The 26221-nt window shown below is 72.6% G+C and carries 29 protein-coding genes; 13 read left to right on the plus strand and 16 right to left on the minus strand.

Going from position 1 to position 26221, the window contains the following annotated elements:
• Window positions 1-9: 9 nt before the first annotated feature.
• Together E9934_RS05770 and E9934_RS05775 are read right to left on the minus strand one after the other, a co-directional pair.
• Window positions 10-1734, minus strand: coding sequence for an aldehyde dehydrogenase family protein (locus E9934_RS05770; RefSeq protein WP_136561892.1), 1725 nt, complete (start codon window positions 1732-1734; stop codon window positions 10-12).
• Window position 1735: 1 nt separating this feature from the next.
• A complete protein-coding gene (locus E9934_RS05775; protein WP_158294936.1) occupies window positions 1736-3313 on the minus strand; it encodes a GMC family oxidoreductase in 1578 nt (525 codons plus the stop codon).
• Between the two features lie 182 nt (window positions 3314-3495).
• Here E9934_RS05775 and E9934_RS05780 point away from each other — a divergent pair, with 182 nt between their 5' ends.
• Genes E9934_RS05780 through E9934_RS05790 form a run of 3 tightly spaced genes read left to right on the plus strand, consistent with a single transcriptional unit; the run spans window position 3496 to window position 7120 of the window.
• Window positions 3496-4746, plus strand: coding sequence for a PucR family transcriptional regulator (locus E9934_RS05780; protein ID WP_136561894.1), 1251 nt, complete (start codon window positions 3496-3498; stop codon window positions 4744-4746).
• Window positions 4743-5624 carry an alpha/beta hydrolase fold domain-containing protein gene (locus E9934_RS05785; RefSeq protein ID WP_202977205.1) on the plus strand — a complete coding sequence of 294 codons (882 nt, stop codon included), beginning with the start codon at window positions 4743-4745 and terminating at the stop codon, window positions 5622-5624. The genes E9934_RS05780 and E9934_RS05785 overlap by 4 nt, the downstream gene beginning before the upstream one ends.
• Window positions 5625-5653: 29 nt before the next feature.
• A complete protein-coding gene (locus E9934_RS05790) occupies window positions 5654-7120 on the plus strand; it encodes an alpha/beta fold hydrolase (protein ID WP_238694789.1) in 1467 nt (488 codons plus the stop codon).
• 16 nt (window positions 7121-7136) lie between these two features.
• Here E9934_RS05790 and E9934_RS05795 read toward each other — a convergent pair whose 3' ends face one another.
• Window positions 7137-7916 (minus strand): enoyl-CoA hydratase-related protein, encoded by a 780-nt coding sequence (locus E9934_RS05795; RefSeq protein ID WP_136561895.1) that lies wholly within the window; start codon window positions 7914-7916, stop codon window positions 7137-7139.
• A gap of 79 nt (window positions 7917-7995) precedes the next feature.
• Between E9934_RS05795 and E9934_RS05800 the strand changes: the two genes are divergently transcribed.
• Entirely contained in the window at window positions 7996-8691 is a 696-nt protein-coding gene (locus E9934_RS05800; RefSeq protein WP_136561896.1) for a PaaI family thioesterase, read from the plus strand.
• A 13-nt stretch (window positions 8692-8704) separates the two neighbouring features.
• Here E9934_RS05800 and E9934_RS05805 read toward each other — a convergent pair whose 3' ends face one another.
• Window positions 8705-9085: an MmcQ/YjbR family DNA-binding protein gene (locus tag E9934_RS05805; protein ID WP_238694790.1), complete on the minus strand. Its 381-nt coding sequence runs from the start codon at window positions 9083-9085 to the stop codon at window positions 8705-8707.
• Between the two features lie 74 nt (window positions 9086-9159).
• Between E9934_RS05805 and E9934_RS05810 the strand changes: the two genes are divergently transcribed.
• Together E9934_RS05810 and E9934_RS05815 are read left to right on the plus strand one after the other, a co-directional pair.
• Entirely contained in the window at window positions 9160-9678 is a 519-nt protein-coding gene (locus tag E9934_RS05810) for a SigE family RNA polymerase sigma factor (RefSeq protein WP_136561897.1), read from the plus strand.
• Entirely contained in the window at window positions 9671-10735 is a 1065-nt protein-coding gene (locus E9934_RS05815) for a hypothetical protein (RefSeq protein ID WP_136561898.1), read from the plus strand. Before E9934_RS05810 ends, E9934_RS05815 begins: the two co-directional genes overlap by 8 nt.
• Here the strand turns inward: E9934_RS05815 and E9934_RS05820 are convergent, their stop codons facing one another.
• Window positions 10736-12007, minus strand: a complete 1272-nt coding sequence (locus E9934_RS05820) for an oxygenase MpaB family protein (RefSeq protein WP_136561899.1) — start codon at window positions 12005-12007, stop codon at window positions 10736-10738.
• A gap of 62 nt (window positions 12008-12069) precedes the next feature.
• On the opposite strand from E9934_RS05820, the gene E9934_RS05825 reads away from it, so the two are divergent.
• Entirely contained in the window at window positions 12070-12672 is a 603-nt protein-coding gene (locus tag E9934_RS05825) for a TetR/AcrR family transcriptional regulator (RefSeq protein WP_202977206.1), read from the plus strand.
• A gap of 31 nt (window positions 12673-12703) precedes the next feature.
• Here E9934_RS05825 and E9934_RS19535 read toward each other — a convergent pair whose 3' ends face one another.
• The gene (locus tag E9934_RS19535) at window positions 12704-13006 is read right to left on the minus strand and encodes a hypothetical protein (RefSeq protein WP_158294937.1); all 303 of its coding nucleotides are present in this window, start codon (window positions 13004-13006) and stop codon (window positions 12704-12706) included.
• 31 nt (window positions 13007-13037) lie between these two features.
• Entirely contained in the window at window positions 13038-13946 is a 909-nt protein-coding gene (gene mca, locus E9934_RS05835; RefSeq protein ID WP_136561900.1) for a mycothiol conjugate amidase Mca, read from the minus strand.
• A gap of 41 nt (window positions 13947-13987) precedes the next feature.
• Between mca and E9934_RS05840 the strand changes: the two genes are divergently transcribed.
• Together E9934_RS05840 and greA are read left to right on the plus strand one after the other, a co-directional pair.
• On the plus strand, window positions 13988-14398 hold the full coding sequence (locus E9934_RS05840) for a DUF4307 domain-containing protein (protein ID WP_136561901.1): 411 nt from the start codon (window positions 13988-13990) through the stop codon (window positions 14396-14398).
• 56 nt (window positions 14399-14454) lie between these two features.
• Window positions 14455-14970, plus strand: coding sequence for a transcription elongation factor GreA (gene greA / locus E9934_RS05845; protein ID WP_136561902.1), 516 nt, complete (start codon window positions 14455-14457; stop codon window positions 14968-14970).
• Here greA and E9934_RS05850 read toward each other — a convergent pair.
• Complete coding sequence (locus E9934_RS05850) at window positions 14958-16271, minus strand: AI-2E family transporter (protein ID WP_238694791.1); 1314 nt, start codon at window positions 16269-16271, stop codon at window positions 14958-14960. The two genes, greA and E9934_RS05850, sit on opposite strands and share 13 nt — an antisense overlap.
• On the minus strand, window positions 16268-17437 hold the full coding sequence (locus E9934_RS05855; protein WP_238694792.1) for a cystathionine gamma-synthase: 1170 nt from the start codon (window positions 17435-17437) through the stop codon (window positions 16268-16270). Before E9934_RS05855 ends, E9934_RS05850 begins: the two co-directional genes overlap by 4 nt.
• A 71-nt stretch (window positions 17438-17508) precedes the next feature.
• Between E9934_RS05855 and E9934_RS05860 the strand changes: the two genes are divergently transcribed.
• The 4 genes from E9934_RS05860 to E9934_RS05875 all read left to right on the plus strand — a co-directional run bounded on the left by E9934_RS05860 (window position 17509) and on the right by E9934_RS05875 (window position 20805).
• On the plus strand, window positions 17509-17694 hold the full coding sequence (locus tag E9934_RS05860; protein ID WP_136561905.1) for a DUF1040 family protein: 186 nt from the start codon (window positions 17509-17511) through the stop codon (window positions 17692-17694).
• Between the two features lie 95 nt (window positions 17695-17789).
• Entirely contained in the window at window positions 17790-18740 is a 951-nt protein-coding gene (locus E9934_RS05865) for a DUF5995 family protein (protein ID WP_136561906.1), read from the plus strand.
• 61 nt (window positions 18741-18801) lie between these two features.
• Window positions 18802-19440 (plus strand): peptide-methionine (S)-S-oxide reductase MsrA, encoded by a 639-nt coding sequence (gene msrA, locus E9934_RS05870; RefSeq protein ID WP_136561907.1) that lies wholly within the window; start codon window positions 18802-18804, stop codon window positions 19438-19440.
• A gap of 15 nt (window positions 19441-19455) precedes the next feature.
• Entirely contained in the window at window positions 19456-20805 is a 1350-nt protein-coding gene (locus tag E9934_RS05875; protein ID WP_136561908.1) for an ABC1 kinase family protein, read from the plus strand.
• A 13-nt stretch (window positions 20806-20818) separates the two neighbouring features.
• On the opposite strand, the gene E9934_RS05880 is transcribed toward E9934_RS05875, so the two are convergent.
• Genes E9934_RS05880 through E9934_RS05910 form a run of 7 tightly spaced genes read right to left on the minus strand, consistent with a single transcriptional unit; the run spans window position 20819 to window position 26149 of the window.
• Window positions 20819-21352 carry a DinB family protein gene (locus E9934_RS05880; protein WP_136561909.1) on the minus strand — a complete coding sequence of 178 codons (534 nt, stop codon included), beginning with the start codon at window positions 21350-21352 and terminating at the stop codon, window positions 20819-20821.
• Window positions 21349-22086 carry a VOC family protein gene (locus tag E9934_RS05885; protein ID WP_136561910.1) on the minus strand — a complete coding sequence of 246 codons (738 nt, stop codon included), beginning with the start codon at window positions 22084-22086 and terminating at the stop codon, window positions 21349-21351. The genes E9934_RS05880 and E9934_RS05885 overlap by 4 nt, the downstream gene beginning before the upstream one ends.
• 26 nt (window positions 22087-22112) lie before the next feature.
• Window positions 22113-22892, minus strand: coding sequence for a TSUP family transporter (locus E9934_RS05890; RefSeq protein WP_136561911.1), 780 nt, complete (start codon window positions 22890-22892; stop codon window positions 22113-22115).
• Between the two features lie 22 nt (window positions 22893-22914).
• A complete protein-coding gene (locus E9934_RS05895; RefSeq protein WP_136561912.1) occupies window positions 22915-23439 on the minus strand; it encodes a hypothetical protein in 525 nt (174 codons plus the stop codon).
• 5 nt (window positions 23440-23444) lie between these two features.
• On the minus strand, window positions 23445-25271 hold the full coding sequence (locus E9934_RS05900) for an alpha/beta hydrolase (protein ID WP_136561913.1): 1827 nt from the start codon (window positions 25269-25271) through the stop codon (window positions 23445-23447).
• Between the two features lie 3 nt (window positions 25272-25274).
• Window positions 25275-25601, minus strand: coding sequence for a hypothetical protein (locus E9934_RS05905; protein WP_136561914.1), 327 nt, complete (start codon window positions 25599-25601; stop codon window positions 25275-25277).
• On the minus strand, window positions 25592-26149 hold the full coding sequence (locus E9934_RS05910) for a hypothetical protein (protein WP_136561915.1): 558 nt from the start codon (window positions 26147-26149) through the stop codon (window positions 25592-25594). The genes E9934_RS05905 and E9934_RS05910 overlap by 10 nt, the downstream gene beginning before the upstream one ends.
• Between the last annotated feature and the right edge of the window lie 72 nt (window positions 26150-26221).

Genomic DNA, 26221 nt, shown 5'->3' on the forward strand with positions numbered 1-26221 from the left:
CCCCGCCTCTCAGCCCCGCAGCGCGGAGGCGAACACCTTCGGCAGCTTCAGCCAGCCCGGCGCGATCGAGAAGCGCACGAGCCGCTCACCGGTGATGTGGGCGGTGCGGTTGTGCGCGAACCACGGCGGGACGGGCGTCAGCGCCATGCTGCCGGTCGCCCAGGAACGCGGGAACGGCCGGAAGGGACCGCGGACCACGGTGCGCTCGGGGCGCTGGAGCAGCAGGCCGTTGTGGACGACGCCGTGGCCGGACTGGATGTCGTCGGGGGTGTGGCCGGGGAAGGCGCCCCACGTGGCGAACGGCGAGAGGTAGCCGACCGCCGTCCACGCGTTGACCGCGATGGTGCCGTAGCGCAGCCCCGCGAGGAGCTGCTCGAACCGGTCCTCCCCCACGGCCTTCAGGTCCCGCGGGTGGATGACGATGTTGGCGCCGAGGGTGCCGCGGAGGCGGTCGTTGGCGAAGTCGATCGCCTGCCCGAGGAACTCCGCGCCGGTGCCGGGCAGCTCGGTGACGCCCAGGACGGGACCGAAGAACTCCATCGAGTACGCCGCCTCGTCCTCGCGCGGGTCGAGAGTCGGCAGCAGGGTGCGCTCCGGCGTACCACCGACCTCCTCGAAGGGCGTCGCGCCGCTGCGGGCGGCGTCGATCCGGCCGGGGGTGCCGGGATACCAGGCGGGTCGGGCCGGGGCGTCGGCGAACGCGCGGCGCAGCGCGGCGAGGAACTCGTCCTTCTGCTTCCAGTCCTTGCTGAGGACGACGACCTGGCCGGCGACGCAGTTGGAGCCGGAGTTGTGCAGGCGCATGGTGGCGACATGGCGGGCCTGGAACTCCAGGTCGCGCTTCGACCACCGGCCCGGCGCGACGATGACGGGGGCGACGCCGCCGAGCTCGCTGGTGATCGGCTTGCGCAGCACGGGCGTGCCGGCCGCCTTGTTGGCCGCACCCTCCGCGCCCGCCCCCCAGACGATCGCGTCGTGCGTGGCCTCGGATCCGGTCATGTGGACCGCGTCGATGCCGTCGTGGGCGATCACGGCAGCCCCCAGCTCGAGGTCGCTGGTGAAGACCTGCACCGCGCCGAGCTCGATGAACGGCGCGAAGATCGCCTCGAGGACCGGCAGCAGGCGGTCGGTGACCGGGTTGAGCTTGAGCGCGCCCGAGCGGTTGTCGGCGTAGAGGACGTAGAGCACGTCGAGCGGGGCGATCGAGAAGATGTTGCCGGCGCCGAGCACGACGCACGTGCCGCGCACGGCCTCGGGCTCGCGCAGGCCGAGGCCGGCGGTGGAGCGGACCTCGTCGGCGGAGACGCCGGGCTCGCACCACACCTCGGCCGAGAACCCCGAGAGCAGCAGTCGGTCCCAGACCGAGTGCGGCAGCACCTCGACCGCGACCCGGTCGCCCGGGACCGGCCGGATGTCGAAGCCGTCGGTCGGCGCACCGCCCTGCTCCATCCTCACCAGCGTCTGCGCCAGGTGGCCGGCGTAGTAGAGCGTGGCCCACGGACCGGAGATCCACTCCTCCCCCACCGGCGGCGTGCCGGGGGTGAGGCCCTTGATCTCCGTGGCGATCCGGACCCACTCGGAGGCGTGCTCCTCGACGAGGCCGGCGAACTGCTGCAGCAGCGCGCGGCGCTCGGCCAGACCCACGCCCGACCACGCCTTCGCGCCGGCCCGGGCGGCGGTGGCGATCGCCTCCGCCCGCTGGGGAATCGTCTCGGTGGACGTGTCGTGGCTCATGTCAGGCTCCGCTCTTGATGAGGTCCGCGGCCTTCTCGCCGATCAGCATGGTGGGAGCGTGGGTGTTGCCGTGGGTGACCCTCGGCATCGCGGAGGTGTCGGCGACCCGCAGGCCGGTGACGCCGTGGACCCGCAGCGACGCGTCGAGGACGCCGTCCTCCTCCGTGCCCATCCGGGCGGTGCAGGACGGGTGGTAGGTGTGCTCGACACCACGGCGCACCGCCGCCTCGAGCTCCTTGCGGCTGCCGTACGACGGCCCGGGGTGGATCTCGTGGTTGGCGAAGCCCTGCATGGCCCGGGCCCCCATCACCTCGCGCGCCCGCTCGATCCCGTCGATCATCGACGTCATGTCGTCGGGGTGCTCGAAGTAGTTGTTGCAGATCCGCGGCGCCTTCTCCGGGTCGCTCGAGGCGAGCCGGACCGTCCCCTCCGAGCGCGCGCCGACCATGGACAGGCCGATCGCGATCGCCTGGCCGTCGTACTCGGCGGCGCCGTGCTCCCAGAAGTACGCCGGGGCGCCGATCATCTGCATGCCGGGCGCGTCGTCGGCAACGCTGGTGTGGAAGAACGCGCCGGCCTCGCCGATGTTGGAGGTCAGCATGCCCTTGCGACGCGCCAGGTAGCGCACCAGCTCCGCCGGCTTCTCGGCGAACGCCAGGTTGTCGCGGTGGCTGCTGTCCCAGTTGACGAGATACATCGGGTGGTCCATCAGGTGCGCGCCCACGTGGGGGTTGTCGACCACCGGCGCGATGCCGTGCTCGGCGAGGTGGTCGGCCGGGCCGATGCCGGAGAGCATCAGCAGCTGCGGGCTGTTGTAGGCACCGGCCGCGAGGACGACCTCGCGCTTGGCTCGCAGGGTCCGGACCTGGTTGCCCACCCGGGCGACGACGCCGGTCGCCCGCCCGTCCTCGATGAGCACGCGGTGCACGTGCGCGCCCGCGGTGATGGTGAGGTTGGGCCGGCGGCGGTGCGGCGCGAGGTAGCCGTCGTACGTCGTCCAGCGCTGGCCGCGGCGCGTGAACCGCTGATACATGCCGGCGCCCTCCTGCTGGGCGCCGTTGAAGTCGTCGGTGCGGCCGATACCGACCTCGGCCATCGCCTCGACCAGGCGGCGCGACCCCTCCCGCGGGTCGGGCGCGTCCTCGACGTGCTGCGGACCGGACGCGCCGTGGAACTCGCTCGCGCCCCGGCTGTTGGTCTCCATGCGGCGGAAGAGCGGGAGGACCTCGTCGTAGGACCAGCCGGTCGCGCCGGCCTTCGCCCAGCCGTCGTAGTCGGCCCGGTTGCCGCGGATGTAGATCATCGCGTTCATGCCGCTGGTGCCGCCGAGCATCTTGCCGCGCGGCTGATAGATCCGGCGACCGTCGAGGTGCGGCTCGGGCTCGGAGGTGTAGTCCCAGTCGAGCCTGGTGTGGAACTGCTTGGCGAAGGCAGCGGGGATCTGGACGTTCATGTTGGGCCGGCTCCGGCCGCCCGCCTCGAGCACCAGCACCGAGGTGCCGGGGTCCTCGGTGAGCCGTCCGGCGAGCACGGCCCCGCCCGAGCCGCTGCCCACCACGATGTAGTCGAACTCCTGCATGGTCATCCTCTCGTCGGGCCGGCGTGCCTCCGGTCCCACCATGCTCGTCGCGCCAACGGCCGCGGCGCTTGTGATGGCCACCACACAGCCTGTAGGAAACTTGTGCCGTTCTCCAAGAACGCCCGGCGCGATCGGGCGTGAACTGGCTCGAGCATGTTTCAACACCCAAAGGGAGTCTGCCGATGACCGCACCAGCGCCCGTCGAGGTGTGGTTGCAGGACTTCGTCCAGTCCGCCCTGCGCCCGGGCGAGGTCGACGACTTCGTCCGACGCGTCGACGCCGACATCCTCCAGGGCATCCCGGAGATCGCCGCGGACCCCATCCTCGTCGAGGAGCTGCACGCCTCGACGCGTGAGCACTGGCGCAACTTCCTCGTCGGGCTCGCCGACGACTACCGCCTCGCGCTGCCGTCGGCGGCCATCGCCTTCAGCCTGTCCATCGCGCGCCGTCACCTCGACATCAGCGTGCTGCTCAAGGTCTATCGCGTCGCCAACAAGACGGTGTTCGGCTATGTCGCCGAGCACACCGAACCGGGTCACCTGCCCGACGGTCTGGCCCGCGACGAGGCTCTGCTGACGCTGTGGCTGCGGGCCGAGCAGTGGATCGACGACTCCGTCGAGCAGCTCATCGGCCACTACACCCGCGAGCGCGCCTCCCTCGCCGAGGGCGCGCAGGCCCGCCGCTCGGAGACCATCGAGGCACTCGTCGCGGGCACGGCGCCGAGCACCGACAGCGAGCGGGTGCTGGGGCACAAGCTCACGTCCTGGCAGACCGCCTTCGTGCTGTCCGCACCGTCGACCTCGGACGGCGGTGCCCCGCTCTTCGACCTCGCCCTGCAGGTGTGCCAACGTCTCGGTCTGCCCCGTCCACTCACCACCCTGGCGGGAAGCCGAGAGCTGTGGGGATGGGTCGCGACCACCGAGGCACCGGGCGTCGACCTCGAGGCCATCGCCGACCTGCTGGACGACACCGGCCTGCACCTCGCACTCGGCCGGCCCTGCCACGGTCCCGCGGCCTTCCGCGACAGTCACCTGCAAGCCGTCGCCGCCCAGCGGATCGGTCGTCGAGCGCAGACTCCGGCACACACTTACGCCGAGGTCGAGCTGGTCGGTCTCATCGGCGAGGGTGAGCTCGCCCGCGCCATGGTCCGCCGCGAGCTCGGCGGACTGCTCACCGGGGCGCGCGGGGACGACGGCCTGCGCCACACCGCGCTCACCCACCTGCGCTCCGGCCTCAACGTCGAGGCGACGGCAGAGGCGCTCTTCATCCACCCCAACACGGTCCGCTATCGCCTGGGTCGCATCGAGGAGCAGCTGGGTGAGCGCCTGGCGGCACGCGCCACGATGCTCGAGATCTGCCTGGCCTGGCTGGAGATCTTTGGTCTCGAAGCACTGGACGCACCCCGTGGCCCGTCTGATGGGATGACGACGTGAACCTGCCCCGGTCCCTCGTCCGCGCCCTCGTCCGCCGAACGGTCAAGCCCGTCCTCGGCACCCGGCTCCAGCCGCCGCGTCAGCGCACCATCATCGATGCGCTGACACGTGTCGCCGTACTTCCGACCGGGACCACCAGGGAGCCGGTCGCGCTCGGGGGCGTGCCGGCTGAGCGGATCACGACGCCGGCGTCACGGCACGGGCACGCCCTGCTCTACCTCCACGGTGGCGGCTACACCGTCGGGTCGCGGGTGACCCACCGTGCCGTGACCGCTCACCTCGCCGACAGCCTCGGCGCCGAGGCCCACCTGCTCGACTACCGGCTCGCCCCCGAGCATCCCTGTCCCGCGGCGATCGACGACGCGGCCGCGGCCTACCGGGCGCTCCTCGACAGCGGCCTCACGCCACATGACATCGTCGTCGCCGGCGACTCGGCCGGCGGCGGACTCGCGCTGGCACTCGCGATCCGGGCCCGCGACGAGGGCCTTCCCCCGCCGGGTGCCCTGGGGCTGATCTCACCGTGGGTCGACCTCGGTCTCACCGGGCTCGACGAGACGGTCGACGACCCGCTCCTCACCCGCGCCTGGCTCGAGCGCTGCGCGGCGCAGTACGCCGGAGCCGACCGCCGTCGCCCCGAGGCCTCACCGCTCTTCGCCGACCTCCGGGACCTGCCGCCGCTGGTCGTCCAGGCCGCCTCCGACGAGATCATCCGCGACGACGTCGAGCGCCTGGTCGACGCCGCGCAGGCCGCCGGGGTCACCGTGTCCTACGAGCTCCTCGACGGCCACTGGCACGTGTCGCACCTGTTCGCCGGGCTGATGCGGGAGGCGACGGAGGCCGTGGGGTCGCTCGCGGCAGGGCTGCGCGCGGCGACATAACCGGCTCGCGCAGTCGTCGTTCATCCTGCGTGCGCCCCTCCCGCCTCGCCGCCGCCCTGCTCACCGTCCTCGCTCTCGTCGGGACCACCACGACGGCCGAGGCGGACGGCGCCGGCGACCCGCAGCCGGGGAGCCCGGCGTACCTCGCGCGCGACGTCGCCAACCTCGCCGCGGCCTACGGCCGGATCACCGGCCCGGGCGGACAGCTCGCCAACCCCCGCTACCTGCCGGCGCTCATCCGTGAGGCGACCCTGCTGACGACCACGCAACTCCTCACCCAGGTGGCGACCCCGACCCGGCCGGTCCTCAGCGCGGGCCAGCTGGTGCCGGGCTGGAACGTCGGCAACCCGCTGCGCGCGGGCTGGAACGGCACCCGCGGTGTCTCCACCCGGGTCAGCTTCCTGAACCGCTACGGCGCGCTGCTGCGCGGCACCGTCCACGCCCCGAGGCCCGGGCGTCGCGACCCCTACACCGGCGCGGTCCTCGAGGGCCCGTTCCCCGGCGTGGTGATCACGCCCGGGTCCGTCCAGGGGTCCGAGGGGATGTACAGCTGGCTGGCCCAGGACCTCGCCGAGCGGGGCTACGTCGTGCTGACCTACGACGTGCAGGGGCAGGGCACCAGCGAGACCCTGCCGCACGTCAACCACGGCGCACTCCCGTCGTGCGACCCGTTCGCCGAGCCGGTGGACGGCAACCTCCTCGGCTGCCCGGGGGTGCCGTTCCAGCAGCTGGCCAACTTCACGACCGGCACCGAGGACGCCCTCGACTTCTTCCTCTCGCAGGCGAACCCGTACCTCGACCGGCTGGACCGCTCACCCGACCCGCGGAGCGCGACCCCCGGCCGCGATGGCCGGATCGCGATCATCGGGCACTCCCTGGGGGCCGCCGCGGTGTCGCAGGTCCAGGGCACCGACGAGCGCGTCGCTGCGGTCGTCGCGCTCGACAAGCTGCAGGGTCCGGGCGAGGAGGGTGCTGAGGGCCAGCCGGCCGACGTGGTTCCCGAGGTCCCGGCGCTGGCCGTGCAGTCCGAGTACGGCTTCACGGTGTCGCCCGCCCTGCTGAGCGGCGGGTCGACCCTGCTGCCCGCGCCGGGCCTGCCGGTGCCGACGCGCGAGCGCGCAACCGGCTACGACGACTGGCTCGCCGCGGGCAAGGACGCGATGCTCGTCGTACCGCGGGCCTCGACCCACCTGGAGTACACCGACATCCCGCTCGTGCTGCCGGCCAGCCGGCACGGCCAGGCGCTGACGAGCTCCTACGTGCAGGCCTTCCTCGACCGCTACCTCAAGCACGCGCCCAGCACCGAGGCGCTGCTGGGGACGACGTTGCGCTACCTCGAGCCGGTGGGCGGCGGCGAGTGGCGGCCGGTGACCCTCGACCGCGACGCCAACCTGAGCTTCTACTACTGCTCGGCCCATTCGCTGCGCTCCGGGCCGCTCGCCCAGGGTCCCCGGCAGGTCGACGGCGACCTCACCGGCGTCGGCTGCTCCGAGTAACGACCAGCGGATCCGGTCAGCGCCCCCGCCAGACCGGCTCGCGGCGCTCGAAGAACGCCCCCACGCCCTCGGCCACGTCCTCCGAGGCGAGCAGCCGCTCGTGCGCGGCATGGCTGGCCGCCCAGTCGGCGCTCTCGTCGCCGTTGATCTCGGCGTGGGTCAACGCCAGCGACTCGCGCACGGCGAGGGGCGCGTTGCCGGTGACCGTCGCGGCCAGCCCGAGCGCGACGTCCAGGGTGGCGCCGGGGTCGACCAGCCGGTTGACGAAGCCGAGCCGCTCGGCCCGCTCGGCGGTGATCGGCTCGCCGGTCAGCAGCATCTCGCGGGCGACGTTGGCGGGCAGCACCCGCGGCGCGCGGAACACGCCGCCGAAGTCGGGCATCAGGCCCCGCTTCACCTCGGGGAAGCCGAGGACGGCCTCCCGGGACGCGACGACCAGGTCGCAGCACAGGACGAGCTCCAGGCCGCCGCCCAGCGCGAAGCCCTCGACCGCCGCGATCAGCGGCTTGGGCCGCACCCGCGACATGATCCCGGCGATGCCGCCCCGCTCGGTCGGCTCCCCCGGGCCCTCGGCCAGGTCGGCACCGGCGGAGAAGAACGCGGGCCCACCGGTGAGCACGCCGCACCACAGGTCGGGGTCGTCCTCGAGGAGGTTGAGGGCCTCGTCGAGCCCGCGGGTGACCGCGCCGTTGATCGCGTTGCGCTTGCCCGGCCGGTCCAGCCCGATGATCAGGGTCCGCTCGGCCCGGATCGTCCGCACGGCCACCTCGGCCGGCCCTGTCAGCTCGTCGCTCATGCCGGACACCGTACTGATCAGGTGACCAGCCTGTGGGAGGCTGCCGGAGTCACCGGACCCTCACCAGAAAGGCCGGCAGATGGCAGAGCAGACGGTCGGGCAGGTCCACTTCTCCGAGGTCGACATCCCCACCGCGGAGGTCGACCACCGCGAGGCGGTCACCGGCGGGTTGGCCGCCAGCGTCCGCGAGCTCGTGGACGCCACCATCCGGACCACGGTCGACGACGACGAGATCGCCGCGGTCCGCGCCGAGCTCGACCTCCTCACCGCGCGGCTCCGCACGGCCCAGATCCCCGGCCCGGCGGGCGTCCGCTACAACCGCGAGGGCCGGTCCTGGGGCTGGGGCAACGCTGTCATCGGCCAGCGCAACGCGATCGCGCCGCCGTTGGTGATCGTGCACGCCGACGACGCCGAGACGGCCCACGCGGAGGTGACGCTCGGGGCGGCGTACGAGGGGCCTCCGGGGATGGTCCACGGCGGCGTGTCAGCACTGCTGATGGACCAGGTGATGGGCGAGACCGCGAGCCAGTTCAAGCGGCTGACGATGACCGGGACGCTGACCCTGCGCTACCTGCGACCGCTGCCCCTCGGCCCGATCAGCATCGACTGCCGGGTCGCCAACGAGGTCGGCCGCAAGGTCTTCGTCGAGGCGTCGATCGGCAACGCGGACGGGATCGCGGTCGAGGCGACCGGCGTCTTCATCATCCCCAGCTGGGCGGTCATGGACGAGGAGACCGGCGAGACCGAGGGCTGGCGGCGCTCCGCCGAGGGCTGACCTCGGCCTCGACTCAGCCGGGCCGGTCGACCAGGTCGACGAGCCGTTGCGGCGCCTGCAGGCAGAAGGAGTCGGTGATCAGCTCACGGACCTCCGTCCAGTCGGTGTCGTCGTCGAGCAGCATCCCGACGACGTTGACGCCCCACTCGCCGCGGAAGTAGGGCTCACCCAGGTGGGCGAAGGCGATGACCTCGTCGGGCTCGGCGCGGAACGTGATCCGGAAGAGCTGGTCCTCCCCGCCGAAGACGTGCGCCACCGTCGCGGTCGACGTCCCGACCCGCCACCGCACTCCCACCCAGGCGTCCTCCTCGACGCACTCGGGCAGCGTCGCGGTGATCTCGCGAAGCCGGGCGAGCATCTCCGGCGGCACGTCGGGTCGGGTCTTCTTCGCCACGTCCGCAATCTCCCACAGGACACCGACAACCATCCGGCGCGCCCAGCCCGTCCTTGCCCTTGGAGGTGGTGGGGATGAGTGAGGCTGTGACCGTGGTGGAGCCACGGGTGGACGCAGGCCCGACGTTCGAGGAGTACGTCGCCGCGCGCAGCGCCGCGCTGTGGCGCAGCGCCTGGCTGCTGACCGGCGACCGGCACAAGGCCGAGGACCTCGTCCAGACGGCGCTGATGAAGTGCTGGGGCCGGTGGTCCCGGATCGCCCCCGAGGCGGTCGAGACCTATGTCCGCAAGACCATGGTGACGACCTACACCGACTGGTGGCGGCGCCGGTGGAACGGCGAGCTGCCCACGGGCGAGCTGCCCGAGACCGCCGCTGCGCCGGTGGACGGCGGGATCCGCCGCGACGTCCTCGTCGCCCTGGCCGCACTGCCGCGCGGCCAGCGCGCGGTCGTGGTGCTGCGCTTCTTCGACGACCTCACCGAGGCCCAGACCGCGGCCGCGCTGGGCATCAGCGTCGGCACCGTCAAGAGCCAGACCTCCCGCGCACTCCGCACCCTCCGCACATCCGGACTCCTGGAGGACACCCATGACTGACCACACCAGCCACACCACCCACGGCACCGACGACCCGCAGCTGCGGGACCTGCTGACGGCGGCCGTGCCCGACGACGCCCCGACCCTCGACGCCGCGCGCCTGGCCCGCGACGCCCGCACGGCCCGCACCCGGCGCCGCACGGCCACGGCCGTCGGCGGGGTACTCGCCGTCGGCGCCACCGTCGCCGGGGTCGGCCTGCTCGGCGGCCAGGACCCCGCCGCGCGTGACGACACGACGGCGACCACGGCGCCGTACGACGCCCCCACCTGTCCCGCCACCCTGCCCGAGCTGCCCGACGCCGTGTGGGCCGTCGACAGTCTCGACGGGCTGGCCAGCGTCCGGATCTGCCCCGATCTGGACGCCACCGCCGGACCGCTGCTGTCGGTCGACGAGAAGGGGCAGGTGCTCGCGAGCATGGATGCGCTGGTCCAGTCCGACCGCTTCGGGGAGCAGGTCGACGTGGCGGAGACCTTCGACCCGGAGCGGTGCGCCACCATCAGCGTCGTCAACTCGCGCCAGTCGCTGCAGCTCACGTTCGACGACGGCCGCTCCGTCCTCCTGCCGACGGCGATGTGCTCGCCGATCTCCGTCGCGGGTCGCGAGATCGACGGCGGGGCTCTCGGCACCGCCTACCTCGCAGCGCTGGACGGACAGCGGGACGACCTGACCTACAGCCATCCCTTCAGCGGTCCCCTCCCCTGCGCCGGTCGCGGCAGCGTTCCCGACGCTGCCCGCCCGGGCCGCGAACAACTCGTCGCTGCGGTCCTCTGCACGCCCGACGGCGAAGAGGTGGCACCCCTGAGCGATGCGCAGCTGGCCGATCTCAACGACGCGTGGCGCTCCGCGAAGGAGTTCGTCCAGGACCCCACGGCCGATGACGAGAGTGAGTGCACCGCTCCCGAGGACGCACCGTCCTACCTGGTGGTCGGCACCGATCACAGCGACGTGATGCGATTCTCCGACACCGGGTGCGGCTTCCTGGTCTGGAGCGGCTGGCGTCCGGGTGATTCGCAGGCACTCCCGACGACCCTCGCCGACCTCGGCCTCACGCCCTGATCAGGCGCGCAGCTGACCGACGTCCTCCTTGTCGCCCTTGAAGTAGCTGTCGAGCAGCCACTGCGCCCGCCGGTGGCCCCACTGCTCGAGCCGGCCACGACCGCCGGGGAGCCGGCCGAGCACGCGGTAGCGGACGGTGTTGAGCCCCACGATGTAGGTGTGCGCCCACGGCGGGCGCAGGGGCAGGCCGAGCTCCCGCATGCTCTCGATGCCGAGGAAGAGCGTGAGCATGGAGAGCAGCCGTTCGCGTTCCCACCGGGCCCGCAGCGGCTGGAGCGGCCGGGGCCAGCCCGGGTAGTGCCGCTCGGCCTGCGCGTCGACGACGGCCTGCGCGAGAGCAGGGCCCGCCTCGGAGATGGCGTCCTGGGCGAGCAGCACGTGGTAGTCGATGCGGTGCCGCTCCCACTCGTCGTCGACGAGGAAGTCCTCGTCGACGCCCATCAGCCAGCCGACGTAGCGCCACAGGTGCATGACGGCCCGCGAGTCCGACTTCGAGACGGGCACGCCCAGGGCGCGGGCGCCGAGGAGCAGCACGCCGTCGAAGAGCCCCAGGGTCGAGGCCTGGTCGGCCTGGTTGATCGGGAGCCCCCACCGCGCCGTGTCCCACTGGCCCTCGAAGCTCGCGTTGACGAGGGCGTGCATGGCGCGCACGTGCACGGTGAGCCGCCACGCCTCCCCGCCGGGACGACCATCGGCAGGCCGGTCCAGACCGCCGACGCGGGTGAGGCTCGCTCCCCACTTCTGGGTCTCGCCGAGCCGGCGCAGGGTCTGCCCGCCGGTGAGCCCGCCGGTGGCGACGAGCAGGTCGGTCGGACCGCCGAAGCGATAGCCGCCGACGAGCGAGAGCTGCAGCAGCACGTCCTGGGCGTTCTGGCCGTAGGTCGCGAAGATCCGCGCGCCTCGCTCGAGCAGGTCGCGGTCGAGCCAGTCGGGCTCGGCCTCGACGCCGGCGAAGAACGCGGTGAGCGCCTCCGGCGCCTCGGGTACGGCGCACAGGCCGCCCTCGAGCGCGGCGCGGAACTGCGCCATGGTGACCCGGCCGGGCTCGCCGGCCTTGCGCCTCATCGCTGCGGCGAGGGCGGCGCCGAGCTCGTCGCGCTCGAGCATCGCGCGGCCGATGCGCTGCATCAGCGCATCGTCGACCTCCTTGATCCGGCCGAATGCCTTGAGCGGGCGCCCGAGTCGGCGGCTGCGCTCCTCGGCGGCGCGGAAGCGGGTGGGGAACGCGTGCGGAGCCCGGGCGTCCGGGCCCACGGGGGCGGTCGTCGTCATGAAACCATGGTGACGCGAGTCATCGCTCGCATTCAACTCGCGTTTCCAGTAGGGTCCCGTCCGTGCGCAAGACCCCACGCCAGGCTCGCTCGCGGGCGATGGTCGACCGGATCGTCGCCTCGGGCCGCGCCGTCCTCGTCGAGCACGGCTATGACGCCTTCAGCACCAACCGCGTCGCCCACCACGCCGGCATCAGCCCGGGCTCGCTCTATCAGTACTTCCCCGACAAGGAGGCGGTCCTCGACGTGGTCGTCGACCGCTACTGGGACGAGATCGCCGACCGGATCGCGGCCGCCCTCTCCGACCGCGTCGGCGGCCAGCCCGGACCGTCGATGATCCGGGACACGATGGATGCGCTCCTGCAGGCCCTGGAATACGACCGGGTGCTGCTCCAGGTCGTGGCCGAGGAGCTGCCGGTGGGCCACAGCCGCGAGCGGCGTACGACGCTCGAGCGGCGGGTGCGCGACCTGACGACTCTGTTCCTGGCGACCGTGCCCGGCACCGCCGGCGGCGTCTCGCCCGCGCGCACCGCCTGGATGCTCACCGTCGTCGCGGAGAGCGTGGCGCTGCGCTGGGTGCTGGACCAGCCGGCCGGCATCGAGCGCGAGCAGGTCATCGAGGAGATGGTGACCCTCGTCGGGGCCTATCTCCTCGCACCGCGCTGATCGCGGCGGCTCCTGAGCGGGTCTGGGACGGTCAGTCCGACGAGCCGGACGCGTCGGAGCCAGCAGACGCGTCGGAGCCCGCCGTCGCGTCGGAGGCCGCCGGGTCGTCGCCGAACACGCCGTCGTCCTTGGCCCGCTGGGCGGTCTTGAGGCTGCGGCTGAGGGCGAAGCCGATCACCACGACAGCGACGATCAGGCCCGCGAAGACCGCGAAGCCCAGCCAGCCCGCGACGATGTTGGTGTCCTCGTCGACCGGCTCGTCCTTGGCGAGCAACGAGACCTCGGAGGTCAGGTTGACGGCGGAGCTGACGGCCCAGGCGAGCGCGGCGTTCATGGCACCAGTGTCGCAAACGCCTCCCGGCGACTCAGGCGTCGGGGGCGATCCCGGCGAACAGGTCGTCCTCCGGGGTCGGCGCCTCGACGTGCGAGACGACGAGCTCGAAGTCCTCGGTGGGCCACACCTTCTCCTGCAGCTCCCTCGGCACGGCGAACCAGAAGCCGTCGGGATCGATCTGGGTGGCGTGCGCGAGCAGCGCCTGGTCGCGCACCCCGAAGTAGTCGCCGCACGGGACCCGCGTGGTGATCCGGGCATCCCACTCCGGCTCGGGCTTCCAGTCCCGCAGCCGCTCCTCCCACGGCGACTCGAGGTCGTGCTCGACCATCGCGTCGTGCAGCGCCTGCATCCGGGGCCGGTTGAAGGAGTGGTGGTAGTAGAGCTTCAGCGGCTGCCACGGCTCCCCCGCGTCGGGGAAGCGCTCCGGGTCGCCGGCGGCCTCGAAGGCCGCGACGCTCACCTCGTGGCAGCGGATGTGGTCGGGGTGCGGATAGCCGCCGCGCTCGTCGTACGTCGTGACGACGTGGGGACGGAAGCGCCGCATCTCCCGGACCAGCTGCTCGGTCGCCTGCTCCAGGTCGACCAGCCCGAAGCACCCCTCGGGCAGCGGCGGCTTGGGGTCGCCGTCGGGCCATCCCGAGTCGATGAAGCCCAGCCAGGACTGGGAGACGCCGAGGATGTCGCGGGCGCGCTCCATCTCCTGGCGACGCACCTCGGTGATGTTCTCGAGGATGTCGGGGCGATCCATCTTGGGGTTGAGGATCGAGCCGCGCTCGCCACCCGTGCAGGTCACCACGAGGACCTCGGCGCCCTCGGCGACGTAGCGCGCCGTGGAGGCCGCGCCCTTGCTCGACTCGTCGTCGGGGTGGGCGTGGACGTGCATCAGCCGCAGCCCGCTGCGGTCGGTGGCTGCAGGCGCGGCTGCCGTGGGAGAGGCCATGGGGGCCATCGTAGGAAAATCCATCGTGGGAGCATGAACCGGTGAGCACCGCAGGTGATTCCCTGGCCGACCGCTACGGCACCCGCCCCGGCGGACGACGGACGACTGTCGTGGTCCTGGCGGTCGTCGTGGCGATCGCGTTCCTGGCCTGGCTGGCATGGGCGGCGCTCTATCACGCCGACCCGGCCGTCTCCTCGTCCGAGATCGGCTTCGACATCGTCGACGACCACACCGCGACGATCGAGGTCCGCATCCAGTACGGCGACGGGCCGGTCGAGGCCGAGTGCTCACTGCGCGCGATCTCCCACGACAAGGCGGTCGTCGGCGAGACGACCTACCGCCCGGACCCCGACGCCGGCCCGATCCACGAGATCCGGCTGAGCACGGATCGCAGGGCCACGACGGTCGAGTGGCTCGGCTGCCGGACCGACGGGCAGCCGCGCTACCGGTAGACTCGGTCGTTCGTGCACCCACACGGGTGAGTGATCCGCAGCACAGGAGTTTTTCCATGACGCAGACCGAGACCGGCGGCGCCAACACCGTCTGGCTGACCCAGGACGCCTACGACAAGCTGAAGGCCGAGCTGGACCACCTCAAGGGTCCCCGCCGCGCCGAGATCGTGGCGGAGATCAGTGCTGCCCGCGACGAGGGCGACCTGAAGGAGAACGGCGGCTACCACGCGGCCCGCGAGGAGCAGGGCAAGAACGAGGCCCGCATCGCCCAGCTCGAGGACATGCTGCGTCGCTCCGAGATCGGCGAGACCCCTCCGGACGACGGCATCGTCGAGCCCGGCATGCTCGTCACCTACAAGTTCGAGGGCGATGACGACGACGAGGCCGAGACCTTCCTGCTGCTCGGCTCGCGTGAGGCCGCCCCGGCCGAGGGCCTCACCGTCTACACGCCCGAGGCGCCCCTCGGTGCGGCCATCAACGGCCACAAGCGCGGCGACACGGTGACCTACGAGGCGCCCAACGGCAAGGAGCTCCAGGTCGTGATCCTGGACGCGAAGCCCTACGCCGGCTGAGCGCTCCCCGTCGTACCCTCCGGACCGTCCGGCCCCTCGGGGCCGGGCGGTTCGGCCATTTCGGCCATTTCGGCCAGGTGCAGGACGACAGCGTTGCCGGCTGCCGCCAGCGGCACGGCAACGAGCGCACCGGCGATCCCGGCGACCAGCACGCCGCAGGCGATCGCGATGATCACACCGAGCGGGTGCAGGGAGACCCAGCGGCCGAGCAGGAACGGCTGCAGGACGTGGCCCTCGAGCTGCTGCACGCCGATCACCACGGCCAGCATCAGCAGCGCCGTGATGGGGCCCTGGTCGACGAGCGCGACCAGGATCGCGACGCTTCCGGCGATCGTCGCGCCGATCATCGGCACGAAGGCACCGAGGAAGACCAGCACGCCGATGGCCAGGACGAAGGGGACGTCGAGGATCGCCGCACCGACGGCGATGCCGATCGCGTCGACCAGCGCGACCAGGACCGTGGCCCGGACGAACTGGACCAGGGAGATCCACGCGACCCGGCCCGAGCTGTCGACGCGGGCACGGGCGCTGCGGGGCGCGAGCCGGACCAGCCACGACCAGATCCGCCCGCCGTCGGCGAGGAAGAAGTAGGTCGCGAAGAGGGAGATGAAGAAGCCGGCGACCACGTGGCCCAGAGCCGCGCCGACCTCGGTGACCTGGGTGACGATCTCGCCGTCGCGCGAGCGCTCGGTGATCATGTCCTGGGCCGACTTGATGTAGTCGTTGATCTGCGAGTCGCTCGCGTGCAACGGGCCGTCGCGCAGCCAGTCGCGGATCTCCTGCAGGCCCTGGACGGTCGAGTCCGCGAGGTCGCTGGCGCCCGCGGCGACCTGCTGTCCGGCGAAGGTGAGCAGTGCTCCGACCACCACGAAGCCGGTGATCACCACCAGCAGCGCGGCCAGGCCCCGTGGCACCCCGACCCGGGTGAGCACGTGCACGAACGGCGCAGCCAGGGCGCTGATCAGAAGCGCGATCGCGATCGGGATGGTGACGACGGAGAAGTAGCCGATCAGCCACAGCAAGAGATAGGCCGCGCCGGCGATCACCAGCAGCCGCCAGGCCCAGCCTGCGGCGAGGTCGAGGCCGAAGGGCACCTCCGCGCGGCGCAGGTTCGAGGGTCCGGTCGCATAGGCGGGCGGCTCATGGCGCCGCTCCTCGCGGATCTGCGCCCACTGGTGGGCGAAACGGCGGAAGAGGCGCTCCTCCCGCTCGTCCTCGCTCGGCCCCAACGGCGGCTCGGGGCCGGGGTCCGGCTCGGGCTCGGGGTCCGGCGTGTTCGCCATCGGCCCGGCGCCGCTCACGCGACTGAGCCGAGCGCCCGGTCGAGGTCGGGCAGCAGGTCCTCGACCGACTCGATGCCGACGCTGAGACGGACCAGGTCGGCGGGGACCTCGAGCTCGGTCCCGGCGACGCTGGCGTGGGTCATCCGGCCGGGGTGCTCGATCAGCGACTCGACGCCGCCGAGGGACTCGCCGAGGGTGAAGACCCGCGTAGCGGCGCAGACGGCGAGCGCCTGCTCCTCGCCACCGGTGACGCGGAAGGAGACCATGCCGCCGAAGCGGCGCATCTGGCGGCTCGCGACGTCGTGGCCGGGGTGGTCGGCCAGTCCGGGATAGATGACCTCGGCGACGCTCGGGTGCCCGGCCAGGAATTGGACGATCCGCTCGGCGTTGTCGCAGTGCCGCTCCATGCGCAGGGCGAGGGTCTTGAGCCCCCGCAGCACCAGCCAGGCGTCGAACGGTCCGGCGACCCCGCCGATGGCGTTCTGGTGGAAGCCGATCCGCTCGGCCAGCTCGGCGTCGTCGACGACGAGGGCTCCCCCGACGACGTCGGAGTGGCCTCCGGCGTACTTCGTCGTGGAGTGGACGACGATGTCGGCGCCGAGCGCCAGCGGCTGCTGGAGGTACGACGACGCGAACGTGTTGTCCACCACCAGCCGGGCGCCGGCGTCATGAGCGACCTCGGCGAGGGCGGCGATGTCACCGACGGCGAGGAGCGGGTTGGTGGGGGTCTCCAGCCAGACCAGCTTCGTGGCGCCCGGGCGGATGGCGGCGCGGACCGCGTCGAGGTCGGCGACCGGGGCCGGGCTGTGCTCGACGCCCCACGCGGTGGCCACCTTGTCGAAGAGGCGGAAGGTGCCGCCGTAGGCGTCGTTGGGGAGCACCACGTGGTCGCCGGGGCGGCACAGCGCCCGGATGAGCGTGTCCTCGGCCGCCAGCCCGGAGGCGAACGCGAAGCCGTGGGCGCCCCCCTCGAGCGCGGCGAGGGTCGACTCCAGGGCGGTGCGGGTGGGGTTGGCCGAGCGGCTGTATTCGTAGCCGTTGCGCAGCCCGCCCACACCGTCCTGGGCATAGGTCGAGGTCGCATAGATCGGCGGGATCACCGCCCCGGTGGTGGGGTCCGGCGCATAGCCGGCGTGGATGGCCCGGGTCTCGAAGCCGGCCTCGGACAGGTCACGGTCGCTCACCCGGTCGAGCCTAGCGAGAGCGGCAGAACAACTCGATGGCCACCGCGCCTCGATGTTCCTATGGTCGTGACATGCGCGAGACGGAACGGATCGACGAGACACTGGCGCGGCTCGGCGACGCATGGCGGCGCCAACCCGACCTGAGGCTCGGCCAACTCATCTACAACGCGGTCGCTGAATCCGCGAACCATCCCGTCGATCCCTTTCCCGACCTGTTCTACATCGAGGACGACGTCCTGACGTCCGCGCTTCGCTGACGCCGCGGATCGCGAGGCGCTCCCGACCCGAGTCAGGCTCCGGCTTCGGGAGGGCGACCCCGTGACAATGCGAGTGGTCGCTCGTTTGTCGGGACGTGACCGCGCTCACCCGTCTGCTCGCCGCTGCCCTCACGACCCTGCTCGCGCTCGGCCTGGCCGTCGGGCCGGCGACGTCGGCCTCCGCCGACGACGCCTACCCCGGCGACCCCGACCCGCTGCGTTCGATCCTGCTGCCGCCGATCGACCGGCTGATCGCGCTGCTGGCGCCGATCCCGGTGCCGCAGACGCCCTACGCCGGTGACCTCTGCGTCGACGGCGCGGATGCCTGCATCGACGACGCCGTGGTCCGCATGCAGGAGCGCCTGGAGGGCCTCGTCGCGACCTGCTCGCACAGCGCGGTCTTCTCCCTCGCCTACCTCCGGGTCACCGAGAACGTCCGCGACGCCGTGCGGACCGGCTACTTCGACGACGCCGCCTGGCTCAACCGGATGGACGCCGTCTTCGCGGAGATGTACTTCGACACCGTCGCCAACTGGTCGAGCGGCAACAAGGCAGCCGTCCCGATGGCCTGGCGGATCGCGCTGCAGGCCGAGGACGACCGCGCGGCGAGCGGACTGGGCAACTTCCTGCTCGCGATGAACGCCCACATCAACAGCGACTTCCCCCGGGTGCTCGCCGCGGTCGGCCTGACCGGTCCCGACGGCAGCCGCAAGGCCGACCACGACCGCTACAACAACCGTCTCGACAGCCTCTACGTGCCGGTGTTCACCGAGCAGGCCGCCCGCTTCGACCCGACCTTCGACGACATCGACGCCGGCACGCTCGACGACACCGTCGTCGGCGTGATCATGCGTGGCTGGCGCGAGATGGTGTGGCGTCATGCCGAGGCGCTGACCCTGGCGAAGTCGCCTGCCGCGAAGCGTCTGGTCGAGAAGGAGATCGACGTCTACGCCGCCCTCCAGGCCCAGTTGATCCGACTGGTCTTCGTGGCACCGAAGGGCCCTCGCGACGCCTGGTGCGCCGAGCACGGCGCCGGCCAGGGCTGATCCACCACTGATCTGCGCGGACAGCCCCGCTCCGGCTTGCGCCGGCGGGGAGAATGGAGCCATGTTCTCCCGCCGCAAGTCCGAGATGGTCGACCCTGCCGAGGCCCTGCCCGGTCGCAGCGCGGCCGCCTTCGCCCTGCCCGAGCGGCATGAGGTGCTCGGCACCCCCCTGGTGACCGATCAGGTCCCCGACGGTCTCGAGGTCGCCGAGTTCGGCCTGGGCTGCTTCTGGGGCGCCGAGGAGATCTTCTGGCAGGTGCCGGGGGTGTGGTCGACGTCGGTGGGCTATTCGGGCGGCACCAGCCCCCACCCGACGTACGAGGAGGTCTGCAGCGGCCGCACCGGTCACACCGAGGCCGTGCGGATCGTGTTCGACCCCGAGCAGGTCTCCTACGCCGACCTGGTCAAGCAGTTCTTCGTCGTGCACGACCCGACCCAGGGCATGCGCCAGGGCAATGACGTCGGCACGCAATACCGCTCAGCGATCTACTTCCACTCCCCCGAGCAGGAGCAGACCGCCCGCGAGCTGACCAAGGTCTATGGCGACGAGATCGCCCGGCGCGGCTACGGCGAGATCACCACCGAGATCGCCCCCGCCGGCGCCTACTACTACGCCGAGCCGCACCACCAGCAGTACCTCCACAAGGTGCCGCACGGCTATCGCTGCCACGCCAACACCGGGATCCCGTTCCCCGCGTGACCCGCGAGCACCACCATGGCTGACCTCCCGAAGAAAGCCGCGGCGCGTACGGCGCGGCTGGCCGCGCTGCCCCTGGGGTACGCCGGACGCACCGCCGTGGGCTTCGGCAAGCGGCTGGGTGGCGCGCCGGCGGAGCTGGTGATGAGCGAGATCCAGCAGCGCACGGCCGAGCAGCTCTTCCGCACCCTGGGCGAGCTCAAGGGCGGGGCGATGAAGTTCGGGCAGGCACTGTCGGTGCTGGAGTCGGCCCTGCCGGAGGAGATGGCGGCGCCCTATCGCGAGCACCTGACCAAGCTGCAGGACTCCGCTCCCCCGATGCCGACGCAGACCGTGCGCGACATCCTCGCCGAGGACCTCGGGCCGGAGTGGAGGGAGCAGTTGGTCTGGCTCGACGGCGCCCCGACGGCGGCCGCGTCGATCGGGCAGGTCCACGAGGGGCGGTGGCGCGACCCGGACGGGACGGAGCGCCGGGTGGCGGTCAAGGTGCAGTACCCCGACGCCGGCGCCGCGCTGAGCGCCGATCTCAAGACCCTGGCGCGCGCCGCCCGCGCGATCGGCCCGCTCATCCCCGGCGTCGACATGAAGCCGCTGGTCGAGGAGCTCCAGACCCGCGCCCGCGAGGAGCTCGACTACGAGCTCGAGGCCGAGGCGCAGCGCACCTTCGCCGAGGCCTTCCGCGACGACCCGGAGATCGTCGTCCCCGACGTGGTGGCGGTCGGTCCCCGGGTGCTCATCACCACCTGGCTCGACTCGACCGGCTCCCTCGCCTCGATCATCGCCGACGGCACCCCCGCTGAGCGCGACCATTACGGCGCGCTCTTCGCCCGCTTCCTCTTCTCCGGCCCTGCCCGCACCGGGCTGCTCCACGCCGACCCCCACCCGGGCAACTTCCGCGTCGTCCCCGGCGACGACGGAGCGCCGGGACGGATGGGCGTGCTCGACTACGGCGCCGTGGCGCGCCTGCCGGGCCGCGAGCTGCCCGCCTCGCTCGGGCGACTGATCTCGCTGTGCGCCGTGCGCGACGGCGACGGCCTCATCGCCGCACTGCGCGACGACGGCTTCCTCAAGGACCGGATCCGGATGGATCCGCAGCTGCTGATGGACTACCTCGCCCCCTTCGTCGAGCCGACGATGGTGGAGCGCTTCCGCTTCAGCCGGGAGTGGATGCGCGCTCAGTTCCAGCGGATCAACAACCCGAAGGACCCGTCCTACACGGTCTCGATCAAGCTGAACCTGCCGCCGTCGTACCTGCTGATCCACCGGACCTGGCTCGGCGGCATCGGGGTGCTCAGCCAGCTCGAGGCCGAGGCGCCGTTCCGCGCGCTGATGGAGGAGTTCGTGCCGGGCTTCACCGCCGCTGGCTGAGCGCCAGGCCTGGTCAGATCCCGGTCGCGCCGTCGACGTTCTCGCGCAGCAGGTCGGCGTGGCCGCAGTGGCGGGCGTACTCCTCGATCATGTGCAGCATGATCCACCGGGCCGTGAAGGTGCGGTCGCGGGCGCCGGGGTGCTGGCCGGCGGCCCGTTGGTCGAGCGAGTCGACAGCGGCCATGACCTCCCGCGACCTCTCGATCGTGGCCAGGAGCAGGGCGCGCAGCTCCTCCGGGGAGTCGTCGACGGCGCTGTGCCAGTCCCAGTCGCCGTCGGCCTTCCAGTCGACGGTGTCCCACGGTGGCGCCGGGGGCCGGCCCGCGAGGACGATGCCGAACCAGAAGTCCTCGACATAGGCCAGGTGCTTCAGGAGGCCGCCGAGCGTCATGGTGCTCGGGGCGAGCGGCCGGGCCAGACCGGTCGCGTCGACGCCGTCGCACTGGGCGAGCAGGGTCGCGCGGAAGTAGTCGAGGAAGGCCGTGACGCTGGTGCGCTCGTCCCCGTCATGGGGCGCCTTCGTGCGCGGGCCAGGGGTTGCGGTCATCGCGGATCTCCGTCGGTCAGGCAGTAGGCGCGTCCCGTGGGGTCCTCCAGCACGGTCCAGTGCGAGTGCTGGGCGAGCACCCGCGCGCCGAGGGCGAGGTGCCGCTCGGTCTCGGCCGCCCGGTCGGTCGTGCCCCAGTCGAGGTGTGCCCGGATCTCGCCGTCGTCGTCGGGGCCGAGCCGCTGCAGGAGGAGCCCCAGCGGCTGGCCCTCGGGCGCCAGGAGGAAGCGGAAGTCCTCGGTGATGGTGGAGGGTCGCTCCTGCCAGCCGGTGACGGCCCGCCAGAAGTCCCACTCCACGCCGTACGACGCCGGGGGCACGTCGATCGCGACCTGACGCACCCGGGCCAGCGACCCGTCGGGGCGCTCGGTCGCCTCGGGCCGGACCGCCGCGGGGTGGTCGACGAAGCAGAAGACCAGCCCGGTCGGCGAGGCCATCACGACGTAGCCGTGCTCGCTGTCGAGCACCCGGGTCGCGCCGGCCACTACGGCGGCGTCCGCCGCCGTGCCGGGGTCGGCGACATGCAGGTCGAGGTGGACCCGGCTCTCGCCGTGACCACGCCGCTGGACCTTGAGGTAGGCGTCACCCACGGGCGGCTCGAGGCTGGCGAACTCGCCGGCGTCACCCCGTGGGCTCGAGAGGCCGTAGCCCGTGGCCTGCTGCCAGAAGCCGACCGACTCCTGGTGCACGTCGGGCCCGTTGTCGAGGAAGGCCGTGAGCCAGCGGATGTCCACGGCTCGAGCCTACGGCTTGGCGGTTTCTACCAGAGGCCGAGGAGACCGCCGCCGATGCGGACGATGAACGCGCTGACCACCACGATGAAGAAGACCCGGACGAAGCGGGCACCGCGGGCGACGGCAGTGCGGGCGCCGACGTAGCCGCCGACCAGATTGGCGGCGCCCATCACGAGACCCACCTGCCAGAGCACGGCTCCGGTGGGGATGAACAGCAGCAGCGCACCCACGTTGGTGGCGAGGTTGGCGAGCTTGGCCTTGGCCGAGGCCTGCAGGAAGTCGTAGCCCATCAGGCCGACGAGTGCGAAGACGAAGAAGCTGCCGGTGCCTGGTCCGAGGACGCCGTCGTAGAAGCCGATGACGGCGCCGACGAGCATGGCAGCCGCAAGGTGGCGGTGGCCCTCGAACCGGAGTGTGGTGTCCTCCCCCAGCTCGGGCTTGAGCAGCACGTAGGCGCCGACCACGACGAGTGCGCCGAGCACGATCGGCTCGAAGGCTTCCCGCGGGATGTGCGAGGCGAGGAGCGCGCCGCCGAACGCGCCGAGCAGCGCCAGGAGCATCAGGGGACCGAAGGTGCGGGGGTCGGGCCGCAGCCGGCGGTAGTAGGTGATCGAGCTCGCCGTCGTGCCGCAGACCGACGCCAGCTTGTTGGTCGCCAGGATCTGCACCGGGCTGGCGTTGGGGAGACCCAGCAGCAGCGCCGGCAGCTGGATCAGCCCGCCGCCGCCCACGACGGCGTCGACGAACCCCGCGGCGAAGGCCGCCAGCCCGAGCAGGGCGACGACGTCGAGCCCGATCCCGTCCACCCGCCGGACGCTACCGCGCCTCTCACGTCGTCGGGCCGGCCGGCCAGTCGACGTCGCTGCTGGGCCGGTCGGCGAAGTCCCGGGCGCTGTCGTCGCCGGTCTCGACGCAGTCCGGGTTGCTGATGTCGACCTGGAGGACCGCGCCGGCCACGGCGCGAACCTCGATGTCCCCCAGGCGGCCCAGCACGATGGCCGGGTTGGCGGGCCACTCCACGTCCCATCCTCCGTCCTCGAGGACCTCGGCGACGGTGCTCACGGTCGCCTCCACCCCCAGCGGGCCCGGGTCGAAGCGCAGGTGCTCGACGATCCGGACTCCGCGGGGAGCGTAGGACTCACCGCAGGACGAGTGCCGGCGCGTGCCGCCGGCGAAAGGCGCCTCGACGGCGGCGGCGATCTCGTGGACGACGCCGTCGCGGGCGGCATCGACGTCGTCCTCGAGCTGGTTGATGCGCTCGGCATCATCGGTGCCGCCGGAGCCGGGGTCGCTGCAGCCGCCGAGCGCGCCGAGGAGGAGCGCGGCGACCGTGACGCCGATCAGTGCTCGCATGGGTTTCACCGTCCTGGGTGGAATGCGTAGGGGAGGCCGAGCAGGCCCTCGGCGAGGTCGTGGACCGTGCCGGTGAGGCCGTCGACGGCGTCGTTGCCACGCTCCCACAGCCACTCCCCTCCGCTGGCCACGGTGGACCCGAGCACCAGCTGGTCGAGGGTCTGGTAGCCGCCCGGCTGCCGGCCCGCCACCTCGTCCGGATCGTTGCCGATCACGATGCCGGTGACGCCGTCCAGCGACTCGTCGGCGAAGTACGACGAGTGGTTGGCGAGCAGGTCCTGGACCCGGTAGGAGCCGGGGTCGACCTCGAACCGGCGTCCGCCGAACGAGTCCTGGGCAGGATCCTGGCCGAGCGGGCCGGGCAGCCCCGGACCGCCCGGACCGTCCGTGCCGAGGAGGGTCACCGGGTCGTGGTCGGCCGACCCGACATGGACCTCGGCGCTCGTCAGTGCGTCGGCCGTGCTCGTCGGCGCCCCCGGGCTACCGAGCAGCACCAGGTCGTCGATCGGCGCACCACCGTGGGCGGCGTACGACGAGGTGGTGGCGCCGTAGCTGTGGCCGATCAGCGACAGGTGGGCCGGCGGGCCGGTGTCGCTGGCGCGCAGTCCGTCGAGGTAGTCGGCGAGGTCGTCGCCTCCGGCAGCCGCCTCGGTCGGGGTGACGACGCTGCCGAGGTCGGCCAGCTCGCCGGGACTGAGGCCGTCGATGCTGGGGGCGTCGTAGTCGAGCCAGAATCCGACCGCGACCAATCCGTCGCCGGCGTCGGTCGCCGCCCGGTGCAGGGCGTCGATGTTGCCCAGTGTGCCGTCCAGGGTGCCGGTCTCCGACAGGGTGCCGGGGACATAGACGGCGACGTGGTCCGCGCGATCCGGGTCGCCGAGGAAGAGCGCAACGCCCCCGTCGCCGCTGTGCTCGTCGGGTTGGTACTGGGTGAGGTGGAGGAGGTGCTCCCCGGTCCGGGGATCGAGGTCGTCGCGGTGGTCGTCGAGGATCTCCGAGACGGCCGAGGCGTTGGCCAGGCGGTCCCGCTCGGTCGACGTCAGCTGCTCGCCCTGGCCGACCCTGGTGCCGAGCTCGTCGACGTCCGCGCCCACGTCGGCACGGTTGGCGGCGTCGCGGTCGCGGGCGGGGATGCCGGGCAGGTTGCCGATGATCGCCGGATGCTCCGTGATGACCGTCTGCCGCTCGGCGCGCGAGAGCAGGCGCCACCAGGCGGCGACCGCGGCCGGGTCGGCGACGCCGGCACCGAGACGTCCGAGGACGCCGTCGACCTCCGCGCGACCGGGATCGCGGGCCGCCCGGCGTCCGTCGTCGAACGTGTCGACCCGGGCCAGCGCCGCGACGAAGTCAGCCTCCGCGTCGGCCACCCGCGTCGCCCAGTCGACGACGTCGGCGAGCAGGCGCGCCGCGCGCTGCTGCAGCCGGTCGGCCCGGGCCTGCAGCAGGGGGACCTCGGCGTCGGAGGCCCCGGCGACCTCGGCACGCAGGTCGTCGAGGGCCGTGTTGAGGCCGACCCGGTCACCGTCGAGGGTCAGCCGCTGCGACGACAGCCGCGCCAGCCGGTCCTCGAACCGGCTGGTCGCCACGACCGCGCTCTCCAGCGCGGCCTCCGTGACGTCGAGCCGCCGCGAGAAGCGGGTCAGCGCATGGCGGGAGGCGTCGGCGGCCTGACCGCCGAATGCGTCGCCGGAGGAGCCCTCCGCCCACGCCTGCACGTCCTTGCCGTTGACCAGCGCCGCCCGCAGGTCGTTGCCGAGCTGGAGGACGCCGACGGGACGGGAGATGAGGACCGGCAGCGGCGCCACGGGCGCGGGCAGGGTCACGCTCGCCATCACTCACACCACCCTGATCGTTGCGTCGCGGTGGGCGTAGGGCAGCAGCGAGCGCAGCCGCGCCGCCTCGACGGCGTCCGTGATCTCGAGGTCGGCATCGAGGTCCGCGAAGGCGCCGGCATGCGCGGACGCCTGTCGCACGAGCGTGGCGATCTCCGCCGACCAGACGTCGAGGAAGGCCGTCACCGCCGTGCTGACCACGGTCGAGAGCCCGGCCGGCACGATCCCGTCGAGCCGCGTGCCGGCCGCGGAGAGCTTGTCGTGGGCGTCGTCCCAGGCCCGCTCCGCCAGCCGCAGCACACCGGGCGGTACGTCGAGGGTCACCGCCATGACCGCACCTCCTCCCCGATCCGCACACGGTCAGCGACACCGGCCGTCACCACGCCGGTCGCGAGCGTGAGCACGGTGGCCCCCGCCCCGGCCTCGGCCCGCAGGTCGACGAGACCACCGCGGGCGTCGAGCACGGCGAGCCCGTCGCCTCCGGAGGGGCGCAGCAGCCACCCGGCGCGACCGAGCACGGCGGCGATCGACCGCAGCAGCTCACGGCCTCCGGCGGCACCGATCCCGCGCAACGCCTTCTGCAGGACCAGCGCATGACCTCCGGAGCGGGCCCGCCACGAGACGCTCGGCGGGCCGTCGTCGCCGGTCGCCGCGGCTGCGGAGGTGATGGGCGCGACCGTGCGCCACGCCTCGCGAAGCGCCGCCACGAGCTCGTCGAGGACATCCCGCGCAACGGGGGGACCTGGGCGGTCGGGTGGTGGCGCCGGAGGGACGAGCACCACCTCGGCCTCGGGGTGCCGGCGTCGGACCACCGACCAGAAGGGGTCGTCGTCGAGGAGAGCGGGGTCGCTGCGCTGGAGGTGCCCGAGATCGATCATGACGACCGGCTGCCCGAGGGCCCGGCCGGACAAACCCGCCGCCCCCGTTGTCCACAGGGGCCGACCAGACCC

The organism is Nocardioides caeni (assembly GCF_004912195.1).
In the GTDB taxonomy this organism is placed as follows: Bacteria; Actinomycetota; Actinomycetes; order Propionibacteriales; family Nocardioidaceae; genus Nocardioides; species Nocardioides caeni.